Below are 18,453 nucleotides of genomic sequence, written 5' to 3'. Positions count from 1 at the left end.
GAACCCCACCCGAACCGGAGGAGCTCGAGATGCACCTGAGGCGCCTGCTGCTGTCCGCGCTGGCCGTGACCGGGCTGACCCTGCTGCCCGGCACCGCCCAGGCCGCCCTGGCCGCCCCGTCCGACGTGCCGACCGAGGAGGCGGAGCGCGTGGTCGAGACGGTGCCGGTCGGCGACTACGACGAGCTCGAGTCGCAGCGCTGCCGCTACGAGGCGGTGGGGGACGGGCTCGACGTGGCGTGCCGCGGGGGCGGGACGTTCTGGCTCGAGTACGAGGTGGAGGTGCCGGCGGCCGCGATCAACCTGCGCTCCTCCCTCGTGCGCACCTTCGCCGAGGACAGCCGGGGGCGCTACGCGCTGGTCGACGTGGTGCGTTCCGGGCGCACCACCCGGGTGGTCACGGTGAGCGTGGCGCGCGGGACCGAGGTCCGGCTCGACGAGGTGCGGCTCCGCTACGACCTGCCCACCCAGGTCGACGACCGGGCGTGCGTCACGCCGGGGGAGTGGCAGGCGGTCAACGTGGCCAAGGGCGGGACCGGCGGGACGAGGAAGCGCGTGGCCGCGGTCTTCGACCACGCCGGCGTGCTGGAGGAGCGCAGCGCCTGGCGGGACGGCTACCGCTACGAGGTGCGCGCCTACCCGCGGTGCGACTCGGCCCGCAAGGTGCGGATCTCCTTCCACCGCTACCGGGACCAGCCCGGCTGGCACTCCTACTGGGGCTGAGCCCGGACCTTGCCCCCGGGGCCGAGGGGCTCCGTGATCGTCTGGATCCGCCGGGTCGCCAGCTCGATCATCAGCCGGGTGGCCGGGGAGAGCGTGGCCCCCTTGCGGTGCACGATCGCGAGGGTGTCCCACTGCCGCGGCCGCAGCGAGACCCAGCCGGCCGCCGGCGCCAGCCGGGGGAGCAGCGCCTCGGCGACGCCGCGCTGGACCACCGAGTCCACGTGGCCCATGCCGACCAGCTCGACGGCGGTCTCGACGTCCTCGACCTCGATCCGCGTCCGCGGGTTGCGGCCGGCCTCGTGCAGCATCTGGCGCAGCACGGTCCGGGCCGAGTCGACCGCCCGGAAGGTGGTCTCGGCCATCACCAGCGAGGCCTCGGAGAGCCGCTTCGCGGTGACGGGCGTGGCCAGCCGCTCGGGGTCGTTGCTGATGTAGACGAGCTCGTCGCGGGCCACCGGGGTCACCTCGAGACCCTCGCTGCTCAGGGCGGGGACGGCGATCATCGCGGCCTCGAGGCGGCCGCGGCGCAGCTCGTCCTGGACGCCGCTGGAGTTCTGGCCGATCAGCTCGACCCGGACGCCGGGGTGCCGGGCCAGCACGTCGGCGACGAGGTCGGCGCCGGCGTAGAGCCGCGCCGTCCCGAACATGCCGAAGCGGATGGTGCCGGTCTCCAGCGAGATCGAGCTCTCGACCGCCCGACGGGCGTCGTCGGCGGCCGCGACGACCCGCTCGGCGTGCGGCCTGAGCTGCTCGCCGGCGTCGGTCGGGACCACGCCGCGGCCCACCCGGTGGAAGAGCGGCGCGCCCAGTCCGCGCTCCAGGGTCCGGAGCTGCTCGGAGACCGAGGGCTGGGCGTAGCCGAGGTCCTCGGCGGCGGCGGTGATGGAGCCGCGCTCGTAGACCGCGAGGAAGCAGGTGAGCTGGTGCAGGGAGAGCATAGGGAAATCCTAGGGACGCCAGAGCAAAGAAAGGCTACCCCTATGAAGCGGGATCCCTCATCCTGAGGGTGGCGATCCGTCTGCCCGCCCACCCCACGTCTCCCGAGGAGGACTCCCGTGCTGTTCACCCACCACTGCACCGCCTGCGACAAGGTCCAGCTGATCTTCCCGAGCCTGGGTCACGCCGTCGCCGAGACGCCCGAGGGCCCCGAGCTCGCGTTCACGTGCTGGTGCGGCGCCGAGCAGCGCCACGTCCTCGTCGACGGCTCCGCCAGCCGCGACGAGGTCCAGCTCATCGCCTGAGGTCCCGTCCGGGGTCCGTGCCGTAGACCCGGACCAGGTGGGCCCGGACCCCCTGGTGCGGGATCCACGGGTGGGTCCGCACCGGGACGTGCCGCTCGACGCGCTCCATGACCGTCCGCCAGTCGGGGTCGGAGCCGACGCGGGCCGCGACGAGCTCCTCGGCGAGCCGCTCCTCCAGCAGCCACAGGTGCTCCAGCTCGCGGCGCACGTCCGACCAGAGCGAGGCCCAGCTGCGGCGCTGCGCGTAGGCGGAGCCGTGCAGCCGGGCCTTCACCTGGTTGAGGGCCAGCTCGAACCGCCGGCTCTGCTCGACGAAGGCCCGGGCCAGCTCGTGGCCGTGGTCGATCTTGCGCCGGGCCGCCGGGACGAGCACGGCCAGCACGGCCGCGACGTGCCGCGCCGCCGCGGTGAGGAAGACGTCCACGGGCGGGTAGGCGTCCAGGGGATCCTCCGCCTCGTGGGCGGCCTCGGCCACGGCCAGCCGGTCCAGGAGGACCCGGTGCGCCTCACGGGTGTGCGGTAGGAGCGTGTCCATCGGAGGGTTCGCGGTCGACGGGCGTCGCGCCGCTTGCCTCCAGTGTGCGCGCGCGCCGGGCCCGCGACAAGGTCGTGCCGCCGACGCCCAGCGCGACCAGGGCCGCCACCGCCAGCAGCGAGAGCGAGGCCGGGAGCAGCTCCACGCCCAGGGTGGCGGCCAGCTCGCCGCGCCCGCTGTCGCCCCAGACCTCCCCCTCGACGCTGCCCTCGCCCGAGAGCCGGGCGGCGAGCCCCAGGGCGGGGACGACGAGCGCCAGCAGGAGCAGCCACCGGACGAGGTCGCCGGGGACCCGGCGTACGTCGTCGCAGGCGCGGACCACCGAGCGCGCCGAGAGCGCCAGGACCACCAGCAGCACCGGCACCGAGGCCCACAGCCCGGGCTCCTGCTCGGTCCAGTGGCCGAGCCGGTGGTGGAAGGCGCCCAGCGCCACGTCGAGGTCGCCGGAGGCCGTGCCCGCCACCGTGCGGCCCGCGGGGCCCCCGGCGCCGAGCGCCAGGACGGCGACGCCCCAGCTGGCCAGCCCCGCCAGCGCCAGGCCGACCCCGCTCGCCGGCTCGACGTCGGCCGCCCCCGCGGGCGGGGCGTCGCCCCCGACCAGCATGAGGAGGCCCAGCAGGCCGGCGACCGGGAGCAGGAGCAGGAGCGTGACGACGCCGCGCACGGCCGGGCGCAGCCGGTCGGCGGCGCGGGCCACGGCCGGCGGCCAGCCGTCGCCGCGGAGCAGGCAGGTCGTGCCCAGCAGGGCGAAGGTGAGGACGAAGGCGCCGAGCGGGGCCTGCCACGCCGTGACGCCGAGCGAGCCGCCGACCTGGTCGGCGTCGCGGGCGGCGATCCAGTCCAGCGCCACGAGGACCCCGCCGGAGTCGGTCCGCGCCAGCAGGCCCACCGCGAGCACCAGCGCCGCGAGGACGCAGGCGCTGCGGGCGGCGTCCACCAGGTCGGGCCAGCCGCCCCGGCTGCGCCGGGTGGCGCGCCGGAAGGCGGCGACGGAGGTGGCGCCCGCCAGCAGGGTGAGCGTGAGCGGGACGACGTGCGCGCTGCCCCGCGCGGTGCCGCTGACCACGAGGAGGCTGCCGCTCATCCGCCCCTCGACCCCGGCGCCGAACGCGCCGGCCAGCAGCGCCCCGGCCGTGGTGAGGAGCTGGCCGGTCGACATCGACTCGGTGGCGAGCAGCCACGCCAGCACGCACGCCGCGACGCCGGTGACCGCGCCGGTGGCGCCGGCCACCGCCGCGGCGCGCCGCCACGAGGCGAGCTGGTCGGTGGCGGGGGCGAGAGGCATGGCGAACAGGGTGCCGCACCCGCGACCCCCGCGGACGGGCGGTCCATTCCTCTCCCCTAGATTGGGGACGGTGCAGAACCCCGTGACCACCTCCGCCGCCGTCTCCGCCGACTCCGGCCGCCACTGGGCCGACGAGGGCGCCTGGCCGGTGGCCCCCGGGGTGCACCGGATCCCGCTCCCGCTGCCCAGCGACGGGCTGCGCGCCGTCAACGTCTACGTCCTCGAGACCGCGGAGGGTCTGACCCTCGTCGACGGCGGCTGGGCGATCGACGCCTCCCGCGAGGTGCTGGAGCGCTCGCTGGCGGCGATCGACCGCACGGTGGCCGACGTCCGCTCGTTCCTGGTCACCCACGCCCACCGCGACCACTACACCCAGGCGGTGGCGCTGCGGGCCGAGACGGGCGCCCGGGTGACCCTGGGGGCGGCCGAGCTCCCCTCGCTCCGGGCGATCCGCGCCGGGCTCGAGCAGGCCGACCCGCACGTCGCCCAGCTGCGCCGCGCCGGGGCCGCCGAGCTCGCCCGGCAGTGGGGCCGGCTCAGCGACGGGTCGAGCGCCGACCTCACGGTGTGGGAGGACCCCGACAGCTGGCTGGCGGGCGACCTGCGGATCTCCGTCGGCGACCGCACCCTCGACGCGCTGCACACCCCCGGCCACACCCAGGGGCACTACGTCTTCGCCGAGACGGGCGCGGGGCTGCTCTTCGCCGGCGACCACGTGCTGCCGACCATCACCCCGTCGATCGGGTTCGAGGCGGTCGTCCCCGACCAGCCGCTCGGCGACTTCCTCGGCTCGCTCGCCAAGGTGCGGGCCCTCCCGGACCTCGCCCTGCTCCCCGCGCACGGCCCGGTCGCCGCCTCCACCCACGCCCGGGTCGACGAGCTGCTGGCCCACCACGACCACCGGCTCACGCTCTGCCTGGACGCCTTCGGCGAGGGCGCGGAGCTGACGGCGCACGACGTCGCCGCGGTCCTGCCCTGGACCCGGCACGAGCACGCGCTGCGCGACCTCGACGTCTTCAACGCCGCGCTGGCCACCATGGAGACCCGGGCCCACCTCGAGCTCCTCGTGGCCCGCGGCCGGCTCGCCCGCGACGAGGTGGACGGCACCGAGGTCTACAGGAACTCCAGCACCTGACGCCGCGCCCGGGCGGCCTCGGGGACGAACGGGAGCAGCGGGTAGACGTGGAGCAGCCCGGGCTCCTCGACCACGGTCAGGTCCCACCCGGCGTCGAGGCCGCGGTCGGCCAGCAGCCGGCAGCCCGGGGCGAGCGTGTCCCGGGTGCCGTAGAGCAGCAGCGCGGGCGGCAGGCCGGCGAGCGAGCCGTGCACCGGGGAGACCTCGGGACGGGCGAGGTCCTCCTCGCTGCCTGCCCACCACAGCGCGTGGGCGCGGACCTTGCCGACGAAGAGCCACGGGTCCGCCGCGGTGGCGGCCGCCGTCTCGTCGGGGGTGGTGTCGGCCAGGTCGACCCAGGGGGAGACCAGGAGGAGCCGGTCGGCCACGGCGCCCCCGGCGTCGCGCATCGCCTGCGCCACGGCGAGGGCGTAGCCGCCGCCGGCCGAGTCGCCCGAGAGGACCAGCCGCCCGCCCGCGGCGGCCGCCCCCTCGGCGTACCGGGTGGCCAGCGCCACCGTCGCCGCGTGGGAGTCGCGCCAGGTGTGCCGCGGGGAGAGCGGGTGGTCGGGCAGCACGAGGCGCGCGCCGGTGGCGGCCGAGAGCCGGCAGAGCCAGCGCAGGTGGAAGGGGTCGAGCGGGTAGGAGTAGCCGCCCCCGTGCACGTGGAGCAGCGTGAGCCCGCCCGCCCCGGCTGACTCGGCTGCCCCGCCGCGCGGGGTGACGACGTGCGTCGGGTAGCCCGCGGAGTCGTCGCGGCACACCGCGAAGCGCCGGGGGAAGCGGGGGACCAGCGCCGTCGGCAGCCCCGGCCTCCGCGTCCGCTGGCGCTCCTCCACGCGGGCCCGCTCGTGGGCGACGTCGACCAGCTCGCCGGTGCGCCGGACGCGGGGCAGCGCCCAGGCCAGGAGCTCGTGGCGGCGGCTGGGACGTCCTGGGCGGGCTGGCACCCCTGCACCCTAGGCTCTGCGCCATGACCGACCCCGCAGCCGACCCGGTCGTCCTCTACCTGGCCGGGTGGGGCCGCAGCGGCTCCACGCTGCTCGAGCGGCTGCTCGGCGAGCTGGACGGGGTCACCCTGCTCGGCGAGGTCGTCCACCTCTGGGAGCGGGGGCTGCGCGAGGACCAGCTCTGCGCCTGCGGGGCGGCCTTCTCGGCCTGCCCGTTCTGGACGGAGGTCGGGCTGCGCGCCTTCGGCGGCTGGAGCCGCGTCGACCCCGACCACGTCGCCGGGCTCAAGGCCCGGGTCGACCGGCAGCGCCACCTGCCGCGCACCGTGCGCCGCCGGCCCGACGCCGCCACGCGCGCGGCGGTGCTGGAGTACGCCGGCCACTTCCGCGCCGTGTACGCCGCGGCGCGCGAGGTGACCGGTGCCCGGGTGCTCGTCGACTCGAGCAAGGAGATCCCGACCGCGGTGACGCTCAGCCACCTGCCCGACCTCGACCTGCGGGCGCTGCACGTCGTCCGCGACCCGCGCGGCGTCGCCTGGTCGTGGGCCCGGACGGTGGCGCGCCCCGAGGCGGGCGGGGAGCCGATGCCGCGCTTCTCGCCGGCCCGCAGCACCGCCCTGTGGGTCTCGGGCAACCTCACCGTCGAGGCGCTGGCCTGGCGCGGCACGCCGCTGGCCCGGCTGCGCTACGAGGACCTGGTCGCCGACCCCGAGGGCGAGGTGGCGGCGGCGTGGGCGGCCCTCGACCTGCCCGGCGAGCCGGCGCTGCCGATGCTGGGGCCGCACGAGGTCGACCTCGGTCCCTGCCACTCGGTCGCGGGCAACCCGATGCGGTTCCGCACCGGGCCCACCGCGCTGCGCGCCGACGAGGAGTGGCGCAGCCGGATGCCGGCGCGCGACCGGCGGCTGGTGACCGCGCTCTCGGCGCCGCTGCTGCGCCGGTTCGGCTACCGGTAGGCTGGCCGGACCAGACAGGGGAGCACGCCCTCGTGACGAGGGAGCGTGCTGAGAGTGCGGACGAGCCGCAGACCCTCCGAACCTGCACCGGTTAGCACCGGCGAAGGGAGTCAGTGAAGTGAAGACCCATGCCCTGGCGGGGGCCCTGGTCGCCCTCGGCGTCGTGACGGCCGGCTGCAGCGCGCTCGGCGACGACGGCGGCTCCTCCTCCGGGGAGGAGCGGGCGGGCGAGGTCATCCTCGTCACCCACGACTCGTTCGAGCTCCCCGACTCCCTCGTCGAGCGGTTCCGCGAGGAGCACGGGATGGAGCTGATCGTCCGCAAGTCGGGCGACGCCGGCGCGCTGAGCGCCAAGCTCGGGCTGACCAAGGAGAGCCCGACCGGCGACGCCGCCTTCGGGATCGACAACACCTTCGCCTCCCGGGTCCTCGACGAGGGCGTCTTCGCGCCTTCCGACCCGACCCTGCCCCCCGGCGCCGAGGCCTACGCGCTGGCCGAGGGCGGCGACCGGCTCTTCCCCGTCGACGTGGGCCACGTCTGCGTCAACGTCGACGACACCTGGTTCGCCGAGGAGGGCGTGCGGCCGCCGCGGACGCTCGAGGACCTCGCGGAGCCGGCGTACGAGGACCTCCTGGTCGTCCCGGCCGCCTCGACCTCCTCGGTCGGGATGGCGTTCCTGCTCACCACCGTCGCGGCCTTCGGCGACGACTGGCGCGACTACTGGCAGTCGCTGCTCGACAACGGCCTCAAGGTCGTCGACGGCTGGAGCGACGCCTACTACACCGACTTCACCCAGGGCGGGGGCGGCGGCAGCCGGCCGATCGTCCTCTCCTACGACTCCTCGCCGGCCTTCACCGTGCCCAAGGGCGAGGACGAGCCGACGACGAGCGCCCTGCTGGAGACCTGCTTCCGGCAGGTCGAGTACGCCGGCGTGCTGGACGGCGCGGCCAACCCCGAGGGGGCCGAGGCGGTGCTCCAGTTCCTCCTCGAGCAGCCGGTGCAGGAGGCGCTGCCCGAGTCGATGTACGTCTTCCCGGTCGACTCCTCGGTCGAGCTGCCCGAGGCCTGGGCCCGGCACGCCGTCCAGCCCGACGAGCCGTGGAGCGTCGAGCCCGCCGAGATCGCGGCCAACCGCGAGCAGTGGCTGCGTGAGTGGACGGAGATCACCACCCGGTGACGCGCGGCGGCACCCGGCGGCCCCGGCCGTCCAGGAGGACCTGGGCGCTGGCCGGCCTCGCGAGCGGCCCGCTGCTGGTGCTCGCGGTCTTCTTCGTGCTGCCCGTCTCGGGGATGGTGGCGCGCGGCCTGTGGGTCGACGGCACCTTCGACCCCGGCGGGGTGCTCGAGGTGCTGGCCCGGCCCCGGGTCGGCCGGGTGCTCGCCTTCACCGTCGGCTCGGCCCTGGCCGGCACCGCGCTCTCGCTGCTGCTCGGCCTGCCGGCGGCCTACGCGCTGAGCCGGCTGGCGCTGCCGGGCCGGCGGCTGGTCCGCTCGGCCCTGCTGGTCCCGTTCGTGCTGCCGACGGTCGTCGTCGGCGTCGCCTTCCGGCAGCTGCTCGGCGAGGCGGGGCCGCTCGGCTTCCTCGGCCTCGACGGGACGCCCGTCGCGATCGTGCTGGGCCTGGCCTTCTTCAACGCCTCCGTCGTGGTCCGCGGGGTGGGGGCCGCCTGGGAGTCCCTGGACCCGCGGCCCGGGGAGGCGGCGGCCGCCCTGGGGGCGTCGCCGGCGCAGGTGCTGCGGACCGTCACGTGGCCCGCCCTGCGACCGGCGGTCGTCTCGTCGGCCTCGGTGGTCTTCCTCTTCTGCGCCACCGCGTTCGGGATCGTGCTGACCCTCGGCGGGGTCCGGCACGCCACGGTCGAGACCGAGATCTACCTGCTCACCACGACCCTCTTCGACCTGCGCGCCGCGGCCGCGCTCTCGCTGCTGCAGATCGTCGTCGTGGCCGGCCTGCTGCTGCTCACCGGGCGGTTGCGGGCCACCGCCGCGCCCGTGGAGCGCCGGGCCGCCCGCCCCCGGCGGCCCCGCCGCAGCGACCTGCCGGCCTGCGCGACCACGGGGCTGCTGCTGCTCTTCGTCGCCACCCCGCTGGCGGCGCTGGTGGTCGGCTCGCTGCGGGTCGGCGACGGGTGGGGGCTGGCCCACTACCGGGCGCTGGGCAGCCGGGGCGACGGGAGCGGCGGCGGGAGCGCCCTGCTGGTGCCGGTCACGGAGGCGCTGGTCAACTCGCTGCGCACCGCGGTGGATGCCACCGCCATGGCCGTGGCGCTCGGCCTGGTGCTCGCCGTCCTCGTCACCCGCCGCTCGCACGGCCGGCTCGAGCGGCGCCTGCGCTCGGGGGTGGACGCCCTCTTCATGCTGCCGCTCGGCGTCTCGGCGGTGACGCTGGGGTTCGGCTTCCTCATCACGCTCGACCGGCCGCCGCTCGACCTGCGCGACTCGGCGCTGCTCGTGCCGGTCGCCCAGGCGCTGGTGGCGCTCCCCCTGGTGCTGCGCACCCTGGTCCCGGTGCTGGCGGCGGTCGACGACCGGCTCCGGCAGGCGGCCGCCTCGATGGGGGCCGGCCCGCTCCGCGCGTGGCTCACCGTCGACCTGCCCGCGGTCTGGAAGCCGTTGCTGGCCGCCGGCGGGTTCGCCTTCGCGGCGTCGCTGGGGGAGTTCGGGGCCACCTCCTTCCTGGCCCGCGACGACCGGCCGACGCTGCCGGTGGTGATCTTCCGGCTGCTGGGCACGCCCGGCCAGCTGAACTACGGCATGGCGCTGGCCGGCTCGGTGGTGCTGGCGGCGACCACGACGCTGGTGGTGCTGGCCGTCGAGCGGCTGCGGGTGCCGAGCGTGGGAGCCTTCTGACGTGCCGGTCCCCGCCCCCGACTCAGCCTTCGACCCAGCCCTGTCGCTGCGCGGGGTGTCGGTCGCGTACGACGACGTGCCGGCCGTCGTCGACGTCACCCTCGACCTGCCCCGCGGTCAGGTGCTGGCCGTGCTCGGCCCGTCCGGGTGCGGCAAGTCGACCCTGCTGCGCGCGGTGGCCGGCCTGGAGCCCGTGGCGGCCGGGACGGTGCGGTTCGAGCGCGCCGACCTGGCCGGCGTACCGACCCACCGCCGGGGCTTCGCGATGGTCTTCCAGGACGGCCAGCTCTTCGGCCACCTCGACGTCGCCGGCAACGTCGGCTACGCGCTGCGGCTGGCGCGCCGTCCCCGGGCCGAGGTGGCGGCGCGGGTGGCCGAGCTGCTGGGGGCGGTGGGGCTGGCCGGCCACGAGCGGCGGATGCCGGCCACCCTCTCGGGCGGGGAGCGCCAGCGGGTCGCCCTGGCCCGGGCCCTCGCGGTGGAGCCGCGCCTGCTGCTGCTCGACGAACCGCTCTCCGCGCTCGATGCCGGGCTGCGGGAGGCCCTGGCCCGGGACCTGCGCGACCTCCTCACCCGGACCGGGACCACTGCGGTGATGGTGACCCACGACCACGAGGAGGCGTTCACCGTCGCCGACCGGCTGGCGGTGATGTTCCGCGGGCGGGTGGTCCAGGAGGGCCCGATCGCCGACGTCTGGGCCCGGCCGGCGTCCCCGGAGACGGCCGTCTTCCTCGGCTACGCCACCGTCTTGGTGGGGGAGGCCGCGGCCCGGGTCGCCGACGTCGCCGGGCTGCCGCCGGTCGCCTCGCTGGCGCTGCGCCGCTCGGCGCTGCGGGTCGACGCGGGAGGCCCGCTCGCGGGTGCGGTGACGAGCGCGGCCGCGACCCCTGAGCTGCTGCGCCTGCGGGTCGACGTCCCGGGCCTCGGCGAGCTGCACGCGGTGGCCCGGCGCGACGTGCCGGTGGCGGTGGGCGAGCGCGTCCGGCTGGCTGTGGATGCGGCCCGGGTGGCCGCCGTCCCGACTCCCTAGAATGCCCGGATGCACCGCCGCGCCCACCTGCTGCTCATCGGGGTCGCCGCGACCATGGGGATCCTCGCCCTGGCCGCCTCGCTCTCGCTCGATCGCGAGCTCGTCGACCCCGAGGGCTTCCTGGGGCCGTCGCAGGTGCGGCTGCCCCTGCTGGTCGGCGCGGCGCTGCTCGCCGACATGCTGCCGCGCTACTTCTGGGTCGGGCGGGGCCACCCGCGGGCCGGCTGGGAGGCGATGAAGGAGCGGTGGCGGACCCACTGGAACCGGGAGCGGCTCACCCTCGTGGTGCTGGGCATCGTCTGCTTCTACGTCACCTACGTCTGCTACCGGAACCTCAAGTCGTTCCTGCCGTTCATCATGGGCGACAAGAAGTACGACCGCGAGCTGCACGTGCTCGACCGGGCGCTCTTCGGGGGCACCGAGCCGGCCGAGGTGCTGCACGCGGTGCTCGGCACCGGGATCAGCGCCCACTTCCTCTCCACGATCTACCTGTGGTTCCTGCCGCTGGTGCCGATCGGGGTCGCCGTCTTCCTGGTCTGGTCGCGCAACATCGTCTTCGGCTACTGGTTCGTGACCTCGCAGGTGCTGATCTGGACGCTGGGGACGGCGTCGTACTACGCCCTGCCCACCCTCGGCCCGGGCTTCCGCTACCCGTGGCTCTACGCCGACCTGCCCGACACCGGGACCAGGACGCTGATGGAGGCGCTCTTCTACGCGCGCAAGGGCGTGATCCACGACGGGATCGAGGGTGCCGTCCAGTCGGTGGCGGGGTTCGCCAGCCTGCACACCGGCGTCACGCTGCTGGTCGCCCTGATGGTCCAGTACACGATGCGCAACCGGACCGTGAAGATCCTGTTCTGGGTCAACTTCGGGGTCACCGTGCTGGCCACCCTCTACTTCGGGTGGCACTACGTCGCCGACGACATCGCGGGCGTCGCGATCGCCCTCGTCTCCTTCTACCTCGGCGGGCTGGCGTCGGGGCAGAAGTTCACCCGGCAGACCCTGCACGAGCAGGCCTCGCCGGTGGAACCGAGAACTACACCGGTGTAATTGTCAACGGGACACGCCGACGATTCTGAAAAAGTTGTTGCTTTCTGTTCCCTGTGTGACGAAAGGGCACTAACGTGCCGCCTGTGCCTCGGACGGTGGGGAAGCCGCCCGAGGCACGGCCCCGTCGGTGACCCGTCGACGCGGTCGAGGACCACGCAAGGGGAACGATCGTGCGTACCGTCGTGGCGGCAGCCACCCTCCTGCTGGCGCTGGGCCCCGTGCCCGGGGCCGGCGCAGCCGAGGAGCCGCCCGGCGTCCCGAGCGCCCCGAGTGCCGGTGAGGTCGCCGCCGCGGAGCGCGCCACCGACGCCGCCGCCCGCGGCGTGGCCGCCGTCCGGGCCGAGCTGGCCGTCGCCGCGCACCGCCTCGACGAGGCGGGCGTCCGTGCGGCGCAGGCCGCGGAGGCGGCCAACAGGACCGCGTGGGAGCTGGAGCAGGCGCAGGCCGCGCTGGCCGACGCGCGCGCCGCGGCCACGGGTGCCGCGAGCGACCTGGAGGCGCAGCGCACGGCCTACGGCGAGACCCTGGTCAACGCCTACGAGACGGCCCCGCAGGTCACCGGCCTCGCCGCCATGGTCGAGAGCGACGGCGTCGAGGCCTGGGTCGAGCGCTCCGTGACCACCGACAACGCCGTCGAGGCGCTGGAGAGCGGCTACGACCGGTTCCGCGCCTCGGCCACCCTGGCGGAGGTCGCCGTGCGGACCGCCGACGCGGCCGAGGTCGAGGCCGTCCGTCGCGCCGAGGAGGCCGACGCCGCCCGCGTCGCCGCCGAGCAGGCGGCCGCCGGTGCCGCCGCCGAGGCCGAGGCGGTCGCCGCCACCCGCGACGCCCTCGTGGCCGAGCTCGCCGCCCTGCAGGGGGTCAGCGTCGAGCTGGCGGAGCGCCGCCAGACCGCGCTGGAGGCGCGCGCCGCCCGCCGGGCCGCCGCGGCCGCCGAGGCGCAGCGGCGGCAGGAGGCCGCTGAGGCCGCTGAGGCCGCTGCGGCCGCCGCGGCCGCCGAGAAGGCTGCGGCCGAGAGGGAGGCCGCGAAGGTGCGGCGGGCCACGGCGACCCCGAGCCCGACGCCGACCCCGAGCCCGACGGCCTCGGCTTCGCCCACTCCCACGCCGACTCCCACGCCGACTCCCACGCCCTCGGTGACCGCGACGCCGACGCCGACCCCCACGCCGACCCCCACGCCGACCCCCACCCCGACCGCCACCCCGACCGTCACCCCGCCGGCGCCGGAGTCGGGGGCGCGCGCGGCCGTGGCCCTGGCGACCGCGCAGCTGGGCGACCCCTACCGCTGGGGCGCGTCCGGGCCCGACGCGTGGGACTGCTCGGGGCTGACCTCCGTCGCGTGGAAGGCGGGCGGGATCACCCTGCCGCGCCACTCAGCGGGCCAGTACGCCGCCTCGACGCCCGTGCGGGCCTCCGAGCTGGCGCCGGGCGACCTGGTCTTCTGGGGTGCCTCGTCGAGCCCTTCGTCGATCTACCACGTCGCCCTCTACGTGGGCGGCGGGATGATCGTCCACGCGCCGCGGACCGGCCGTCCGGTGGTCAGGGAGTCGATGTACTACTGGCGGACGCCCGACTTCTTCGCCCGCCCGTAGCGGCGGCGTACTCCGCCGGGGCCCCGGTGACTCCTCACCCCGCGACGCGGGTGGCGAAGCGGGCCGCGAGCTCCGCGGGGTCGAGGGAGCCCTCGAGGATCCGGGTGGTCGGCCAGTGCGAGGTGTCGAGGCCCGAGAGCCGGCCGAAGAGGGCGAGGTCCTCGGCGTACAGCTCGGCCAGCGCGGCCAGGTCGTCGCCCGTCGGGGCGGTCCCCGGCACCCGCTCGGCGCCGGCGTACCGGTTGCGCAGCGGCGGACGCTCCTCGAAGCGGGGCAGCCCCAGGTGGTCGGTGACCCGGTCGACGACGGACTCGTAGTCGGCCAGCATCTGCCGGAACTCCAGCAGCAGCCACTGCTCGCGGTCGAAGACCCCGAAGCCGTGCTCGAGCTGGGCGCCGTAGAAGCCGCGCGCGATGCCCGACAGGTGCTTGTAGCGCATCGGCCGCACGCCCTCGGGGATCGTCGTGGGGAACGACGTCGGGCGGAACTCGGTGAGGAAGCCGGGCCAGTCGGGCCAGTCGGGGTGCCGGGTGCGGAGCATCGTCCAGTGCGAGAAGAGCCGCTCCAGCGGGTCGCGGAAGATCGCGATCAGCGGCATGTCGGGCTTGTAGGCAGCCATCCGCTCCAGCGCCTGCGGCCACATCAGGTAGACGGGCGTGGAGTCGCCGACCATCGTGTGGATCCGGGCCCGCTTCGGCGCGGTGTAGTCGCGCTCGTAGTCGGGGTGCTCCCAGTCGTACTCCTCGTCGTTGAAGAAGTGCGCCTCCTTGCGCGGCGGGCGGCAGACCAGCGGGTGCTGGCTGATCGTGCCCGACAGCGTGGAGGTGCCCGACTTCTGGGCGCCGACGATGGAGAAGTTGTAGCCGAGCCGGCCGAAGGGGGAGCCCTCGGGTCCGGGTCGGGTGGGAGTCACGGCGCCGAGGGTACCCCCGATCGCCGCGACGCCGATTGCGGAGACCTACCCGTGGGTATCGTGTCGACATGTCTGCCGAGCCGCTCACCCCCGCCGAAGCCGCCGCCGCCGAGAAGTCCGCGGAGGAGGTCGAGAAGGGCTACCGGCAGCCGACCGTCGACGTCGACGTGATGCGCGGCCTGCTCGACGGCCGCTACGCCGAGGTGCGCCAGCTCGTGCGCGACAACCTCGTCCAGCACGCCGGCCTGCTCGAGGAGGCCGAGCGGCTGGGCAGCGAGGAGTTCCGCGAGCGGGTCAAGGAGGTCGTGGTCGAGCTCGCCGCGACCGGCCAGACCGGGATGGGCCTGCCGACCGAGTACGGCGGTGGCGGCGACGTCGGCGCGTCGATCGCGGCGTTCGAGACCCTCGCCCTGGGCGACCTGTCGGTGCTGGTCAAGGTGGGCGTGCAGTTCGGCCTCTTCGGCGGCGCGATCCTCCAGCTCGGCACCCAGGAGCACCACGACCGCTGGATGGCCGACATCGTCTCGGGCCGGCTGCTGGGCTCCTTCGCGATGACCGAGACCGGGCACGGCTCCAACGTCCAGGCGCTCGGCACCGTCGCGGTCTTCGACCCCGAGACCGACGAGTTCGTCATCACCACCCCCGACGACGACGCCCGCAAGGACTACATCGGCAACGCCGCCCGCCACGCCGAGCTCGCGGTGGTCTTCGCCCAGCTCGAGGTCGGCGGCGAGCGCCACGGCGTCCACGCCTTCGTCGTCCCGGTCCGCGTCGACGGCGAGCCCGCGCCCGGCGTGCGGATCGAGGACTGCGGCCCCAAGATGGGGCTGAACGGCGTCGACAACGGCCGCTTCTGGTTCGACGGCGTCCGGGTCCCGCGGTCCCACCTGCTCAACAAGTTCGCCGACGTGAGCGCCGAGGGCGTCTACAGCAGCCCCATCGAGAGCCCTGGCCGGCGCTTCTTCACCATGCTCGGCACGCTCGTGCAGGGCCGGGTCTCCGTCGGCGGCGCGGCCATCAACGCCGCGAAGGTCGCGCTGGCGATCGCCGTGAAGTACGGCGACAAGCGCCGCCAGTTCGAGGCCGCCGACCCCGAGAGCGAGCAGCTGCTCCTCGACTACGGCATGCACCAGCGGCGCCTCCTGCCGCTGCTGGCGGAGAACTACGCCCTGCACTTCGCCCAGGAGGTCGTCGCCGACCAGCTGCACGGCGTCTTCTCGGGTCTCACCGACGACGACGAGGTCAGGCGGCTGCTGGAGTCCCGCGCGGCGGGCACCAAGGCGTTCGGCACCTGGCACGCCACCCGGACCATCCAGGAGTGCCGTGAGGCCTGCGGTGGCGCCGGCTACCTCTCGACCAACCGCTTCCACGCGCTGAAGGCCGATACCGACGTCTTCACCACCTTCGAGGGCGACAACCACGTCCTGCTCCAGCTGGTCGCCAAGGGACTGCTCACCGACTACGCGGGCGAGTTCGAGGAGATGGACCAGTTCGGGATGGTCCGGTTCGTCACCGGGCTGGCCGTCGAGACCGTGCTGGAGAAGAGCGCGGTGCACAAGCTGCTCGAGCGGATCAAGGACGTCCTCCCCGGCGGCGACGAGTGGGACCAGGAGGCCGGCCTGCTCGACCCCAACTACCAGGTGGCGATGCTGCGGTTCCGCGAGGAGCACATGATCGGCGGCGTCGCCCGGCGGCTCAAGGCGGGCGTCGACGCCGGCGGCAACCCCGGCGACGTCTTCTCCCGGGTCCAGGACCACGTGATCGCGACCGCCCGCGCGCACGTCGAGCGGCTCGTGCTGGAGGCGTTCGTCGAGAAGACCGCGGCCCTGCCCGACGGCGACGAGAAGGTCGCCCTCAACCTGCTCTGCGACCTCTACGCCCTGTCGCGGATCGAGGCGGACCGGGCCTGGTTCATGGAGCACGGCAGGCTCTCCATCGCCCGCAGCAAGGCGATCACCCGCGAGGTCAACAACCTCTGCCGCAAGATCCGGCCGATCGCGGTCGACCTGGTCGACGCCTACGGGATCCCGCGGGAGATGCTGCGCTCCGAGGAGCTGCTCTCCTCCGAGGCCGTCGGGGTCGACGGGTGAGCGAGGGGACGGCGCTCCTGCTGCCGGGCCGCAACTACCCGCCGTCCGCGCCGCTCCTGCACTTCGCCCGGCAGGCGGTCGAGCAGCACGGCTGGACGGCCCGGCCGCTGCCGTGGGCCAGCGACGCCACCACCCCGTCGGAGGCCGCCGCCGACGCCTGGGTGCGCCGCCACGTGGAGGAGGTCGTGGCCGACGGGGGCGAGCCCGCTCTGGTCGTGGCCAAGTCGCTCGGGACCCGCGCAGCGCCGTACGCCGCCGAGCGCGGCCTGCCGGCCATCTGGCTCACCCCGCTCCTCGTCGTCCCGGCCGTGGCCGAGGCGATCGCCGCCAACCCGGCCCGCCAGCTGCTGGTCGGCGGCCTCGCCGACGAGCTCTGGGACCCGGCCGTCGCCGCCCGGCTCGCCGAGGGCGGCTGCGACGTCCTCGAGGTCCCCGACGCCGACCACGGGATGCTCACCGGCGACGCCGTCCGCTCCGCCGAGGTGCAGTACGCCGTCGCCGAGACCACCGACCTCTTCCTCCGCTCCCTCGGCTGACCCCTCCAACTTGGGAGGGGGGTGTCACAGACCGGGGGCGGGCGGTGTCTCCATGTCGACGGCGCGACGAGCGCGCCCGCCGAGAGGAGACACGATGCCCAGCAGGTTCCGGATCCCGAAGGCCGAGCCCGTCGGCGCCTACGCCGCCGTGATGACCCGCGTCGCCCGCCGCATGTGGGGCGAGGTCCCCGACAACGCGTACGTGCTCTGGCACAACAAGCCGGTGCTGAGGTCCGTCCTCGGGTTCGAGCGGAAGGTGTCGACCTGGTCGGCGCTCGACGCCCACCTCAAGACGTACGCCGTGATGGCCTCCGCGGGCACCATCGGCTGCTCGTGGTGCCTGGACTTCGGCTACTTCCTGGCCCACCAGGAGGGGCTGGACGTCGCCAAGGTGCGCGAGGTGCCGCGGTGGCGCGAGGCGGAGGTCTTCACCGACCTCGAGCGCGACGTGATGGCCTACGCCGAGGCCGTCACGGCCACCCCGCCCACCGTGACCGACGAGATGGTCGCCCGCCTCGACGCGGCGCTGGGCCACGCGGCGGTCGTCGAGCTGACCATGACGGTGGCGGTGGAGAACCAGCGCTCGCGCTTCAACGCCGCGATGGGCCTGGCCAGCCAGGGCTACTCCGACGCCTGCGCGCTGCCGCTCGCCGTACCCTCGACCCCGTGAGCGGGGCGACGGGCGGGCAGCCGGACGACGACCCCTTCGTCCGCCACCGCGGGCTGCTGCTCACGGTCGCCTACGAGATGCTCGGCTCGGCGGCCGACGCCGAGGACGTGCTGCAGGACGCGTGGCTGCGCTGGTCGGAGGTCGACCGGGCAGGCGTGCGCGACCCGCGCGCCTACCTGGTCCGGACCGTCACCCACCAGGCCCTCAACCGGCTGCGGACCGCGTCGCGGCGCCGCGAGACCTACGTCGGCCCGTGGCTGCCCGAGCCCCTGCTGACCGCCCCCGACGTCGCCGACGACGTCGTGCTCGCCGAGAGCGTCTCGACCGCGATGCTGCTCGTGCTGGAGACCCTCGCGCCGACCGAGCGGGCAGTCTTCGTGCTCCGGGAGGTCTTCGGCCTCGGGTACGACGAGATCGCGGCCGCGGTGGAGAAGTCCGAGGCCGCGGTGCGGCAGGTCGCGCACCGGGCCCGCAGCCACGTCGCGGCGCGGCGGCCCCGCAGCCGCGTCGACGCGCGGGAGGCGGCCGAGATCGTGGAGCGGTTCCGGGTGGCCGCCGGCACGGGGGACCTGCAGCAGCTGCTCGACCTGCTGGCGCCCGACGTGGTCCTCGTCAGCGACGGGGGCGGGCGCGTCCAGGCGGCGCTGCGGCCGATCGTCGGGGTGGAGAAGGTGCTGCGGTTCCTGGCCGCCGTCACGCCCGAGGGGCTGGAGCTGCGACCGGTCTGGAGCAACGGCGCGCCCGCGCTGGCCTTCGTCGTCGACGGGGAGGTCACCGGTGTCGGCACGATGCTCGTCGAGGACGGGGTGGTGACCGCGCTCTACGTGGTCCGCAACCCCGACAAGCTGCGGGGCCTGGACCGCCGGGACGTCATACGGGGCGGAGCAGCGCTCCGCCGCACCGTATGACGTCCGGCGGG

18 protein-coding genes and 1 riboswitch are annotated in these 18,453 nt (G+C 75.3%); of the genes, 13 read left to right on the top strand and 5 right to left on the bottom strand.

What is annotated here, in order from left to right; translation table 11 throughout:
- Positions 1 to 29: 29 nt before the first annotated feature.
- Positions 30 to 722 carry a hypothetical protein gene (locus tag DNK53_RS01300; RefSeq protein ID WP_110180509.1) on the top strand — a complete coding sequence of 231 codons (693 nt, stop codon included), beginning with the start codon at positions 30 to 32 and terminating at the stop codon, positions 720 to 722.
- Here DNK53_RS01300 and DNK53_RS01295 read toward each other — a convergent pair.
- The gene (locus DNK53_RS01295; RefSeq protein ID WP_110180508.1) at positions 710 to 1,660 is read right to left on the bottom strand and encodes a LysR family transcriptional regulator; all 951 of its coding nucleotides are present in this window, start codon (positions 1,658 to 1,660) and stop codon (positions 710 to 712) included. The two genes, DNK53_RS01300 and DNK53_RS01295, sit on opposite strands and share 13 nt — an antisense overlap.
- Before the next feature lie 117 nt (positions 1,661 to 1,777).
- On the opposite strand from DNK53_RS01295, the gene DNK53_RS01290 reads away from it, so the two are divergent.
- Positions 1,778 to 1,963 (top strand): hypothetical protein, encoded by a 186-nt coding sequence (locus DNK53_RS01290; protein WP_110180507.1) that lies wholly within the window; start codon positions 1,778 to 1,780, stop codon positions 1,961 to 1,963.
- On the opposite strand, the gene DNK53_RS01285 is transcribed toward DNK53_RS01290, so the two are convergent.
- Positions 1,953 to 2,498, bottom strand: coding sequence for a hypothetical protein (locus DNK53_RS01285; RefSeq protein ID WP_110180506.1), 546 nt, complete (start codon positions 2,496 to 2,498; stop codon positions 1,953 to 1,955). The genes DNK53_RS01290 and DNK53_RS01285 overlap by 11 nt on opposite strands.
- Positions 2,470 to 3,783, bottom strand: a complete 1,314-nt coding sequence (locus DNK53_RS01280; protein ID WP_110180505.1) for a hypothetical protein — start codon at positions 3,781 to 3,783, stop codon at positions 2,470 to 2,472. The genes DNK53_RS01285 and DNK53_RS01280 overlap by 29 nt, the downstream gene beginning before the upstream one ends.
- Positions 3,784 to 3,853: 70 nt before the next feature.
- Between DNK53_RS01280 and DNK53_RS01275 the strand changes: the two genes are divergently transcribed.
- Positions 3,854 to 4,918 (top strand): MBL fold metallo-hydrolase, encoded by a 1,065-nt coding sequence (locus DNK53_RS01275; RefSeq protein WP_239456308.1) that lies wholly within the window; start codon positions 3,854 to 3,856, stop codon positions 4,916 to 4,918.
- Here DNK53_RS01275 and DNK53_RS01270 read toward each other — a convergent pair.
- Positions 4,897 to 5,847 (bottom strand): alpha/beta hydrolase, encoded by a 951-nt coding sequence (locus tag DNK53_RS01270; RefSeq protein WP_110180503.1) that lies wholly within the window; start codon positions 5,845 to 5,847, stop codon positions 4,897 to 4,899. The genes DNK53_RS01275 and DNK53_RS01270 overlap by 22 nt on opposite strands.
- Positions 5,848 to 5,870: 23 nt before the next feature.
- On the opposite strand from DNK53_RS01270, the gene DNK53_RS01265 reads away from it, so the two are divergent.
- The 6 genes from DNK53_RS01265 (at position 5,871) to DNK53_RS01240 (ending at position 13,325) form a co-directional block, all read left to right on the top strand.
- On the top strand, positions 5,871 to 6,803 hold the full coding sequence (locus tag DNK53_RS01265; protein ID WP_110180502.1) for a sulfotransferase: 933 nt from the start codon (positions 5,871 to 5,873) through the stop codon (positions 6,801 to 6,803).
- Between the two features lie 6 nt (positions 6,804 to 6,809).
- Positions 6,810 to 6,929, top strand: a riboswitch (TPP riboswitch).
- On the top strand, positions 6,922 to 7,980 hold the full coding sequence (locus DNK53_RS01260) for a thiamine ABC transporter substrate-binding protein (protein WP_110180501.1): 1,059 nt from the start codon (positions 6,922 to 6,924) through the stop codon (positions 7,978 to 7,980). (Overlaps the previous riboswitch by 8 nt.)
- Entirely contained in the window at positions 7,956 to 9,653 is a 1,698-nt protein-coding gene (locus DNK53_RS01255; RefSeq protein ID WP_239456307.1) for an ABC transporter permease, read from the top strand. The genes DNK53_RS01260 and DNK53_RS01255 overlap by 25 nt, the downstream gene beginning before the upstream one ends.
- A gap of 1 nt (position 9,654) precedes the next feature.
- Positions 9,655 to 10,683, top strand: coding sequence for an ABC transporter ATP-binding protein (locus DNK53_RS01250; protein ID WP_239456306.1), 1,029 nt, complete (start codon positions 9,655 to 9,657; stop codon positions 10,681 to 10,683).
- Between the two features lie 9 nt (positions 10,684 to 10,692).
- Positions 10,693 to 11,733 carry a phosphatase PAP2 family protein gene (locus tag DNK53_RS01245; RefSeq protein WP_110180500.1) on the top strand — a complete coding sequence of 347 codons (1,041 nt, stop codon included), beginning with the start codon at positions 10,693 to 10,695 and terminating at the stop codon, positions 11,731 to 11,733.
- 170 nt (positions 11,734 to 11,903) lie between these two features.
- Complete coding sequence (locus DNK53_RS01240; RefSeq protein WP_110180499.1) at positions 11,904 to 13,325, top strand: C40 family peptidase; 1,422 nt, start codon at positions 11,904 to 11,906, stop codon at positions 13,323 to 13,325.
- Positions 13,326 to 13,359: 34 nt separating this feature from the next.
- Here the strand turns inward: DNK53_RS01240 and DNK53_RS01235 are convergent, their stop codons facing one another.
- Positions 13,360 to 14,238 carry a sulfotransferase domain-containing protein gene (locus tag DNK53_RS01235; RefSeq protein ID WP_162599696.1) on the bottom strand — a complete coding sequence of 293 codons (879 nt, stop codon included), beginning with the start codon at positions 14,236 to 14,238 and terminating at the stop codon, positions 13,360 to 13,362.
- A gap of 68 nt (positions 14,239 to 14,306) precedes the next feature.
- Between DNK53_RS01235 and DNK53_RS01230 the strand changes: the two genes are divergently transcribed.
- From DNK53_RS01230 to DNK53_RS01215, 4 genes are all read left to right on the top strand, one after another.
- Complete coding sequence (locus tag DNK53_RS01230; protein ID WP_110180497.1) at positions 14,307 to 16,328, top strand: acyl-CoA dehydrogenase family protein; 2,022 nt, start codon at positions 14,307 to 14,309, stop codon at positions 16,326 to 16,328.
- Positions 16,325 to 16,864 (top strand): alpha/beta hydrolase, encoded by a 540-nt coding sequence (locus DNK53_RS01225; protein ID WP_110180496.1) that lies wholly within the window; start codon positions 16,325 to 16,327, stop codon positions 16,862 to 16,864. Before DNK53_RS01230 ends, DNK53_RS01225 begins: the two co-directional genes overlap by 4 nt.
- Before the next feature lie 94 nt (positions 16,865 to 16,958).
- Positions 16,959 to 17,534, top strand: a complete 576-nt coding sequence (locus DNK53_RS01220) for a carboxymuconolactone decarboxylase family protein (protein WP_110180495.1) — start codon at positions 16,959 to 16,961, stop codon at positions 17,532 to 17,534.
- Positions 17,531 to 18,442: an RNA polymerase sigma-70 factor gene (locus tag DNK53_RS01215; RefSeq protein ID WP_110180494.1), complete on the top strand. Its 912-nt coding sequence runs from the start codon at positions 17,531 to 17,533 to the stop codon at positions 18,440 to 18,442. The genes DNK53_RS01220 and DNK53_RS01215 overlap by 4 nt, the downstream gene beginning before the upstream one ends.
- Positions 18,443 to 18,453: the final 11 nt, after the last annotated feature.

It is taken from the genome of Nocardioides solisilvae, from assembly GCF_003194625.1.
GTDB lineage: Bacteria > Actinomycetota > Actinomycetes > Propionibacteriales > Nocardioidaceae > Nocardioides > Nocardioides solisilvae.
The sequence above is the reverse complement of the archived record's forward strand: the minus strand, read 5'-3'. Positions and strand labels throughout refer to the sequence as shown.

Bases quoted from the DNA above. Each gene is read 5' to 3' on its own strand.
- DNK53_RS01300 (WP_110180509.1), top strand. From the start codon at position 30: ATGCACCTGAGGCGCCTGCTGCTGTCCGCGCTGGCCGTGACCGGGCTG.
- DNK53_RS01295 (WP_110180508.1), bottom strand. From the start codon at position 1,660: ATGCTCTCCCTGCACCAGCTCACCTGCTTCCTCGCGGTCTACGAGCGC.
- DNK53_RS01285 (WP_110180506.1), bottom strand. From the start codon at position 2,498: ATGGACACGCTCCTACCGCACACCCGTGAGGCGCACCGGGTCCTCCTG.
- DNK53_RS01280 (WP_110180505.1), bottom strand. From the start codon at position 3,783: ATGCCTCTCGCCCCCGCCACCGACCAGCTCGCCTCGTGGCGGCGCGCC.
- DNK53_RS01265 (WP_110180502.1), top strand. From the start codon at position 5,871: ATGACCGACCCCGCAGCCGACCCGGTCGTCCTCTACCTGGCCGGGTGG.
- DNK53_RS01245 (WP_110180500.1), top strand. From the start codon at position 10,693: ATGCACCGCCGCGCCCACCTGCTGCTCATCGGGGTCGCCGCGACCATG.
- DNK53_RS01230 (WP_110180497.1), top strand. From the start codon at position 14,307: ATGTCTGCCGAGCCGCTCACCCCCGCCGAAGCCGCCGCCGCCGAGAAG.
- DNK53_RS01220 (WP_110180495.1), top strand. From the start codon at position 16,959: ATGCCCAGCAGGTTCCGGATCCCGAAGGCCGAGCCCGTCGGCGCCTAC.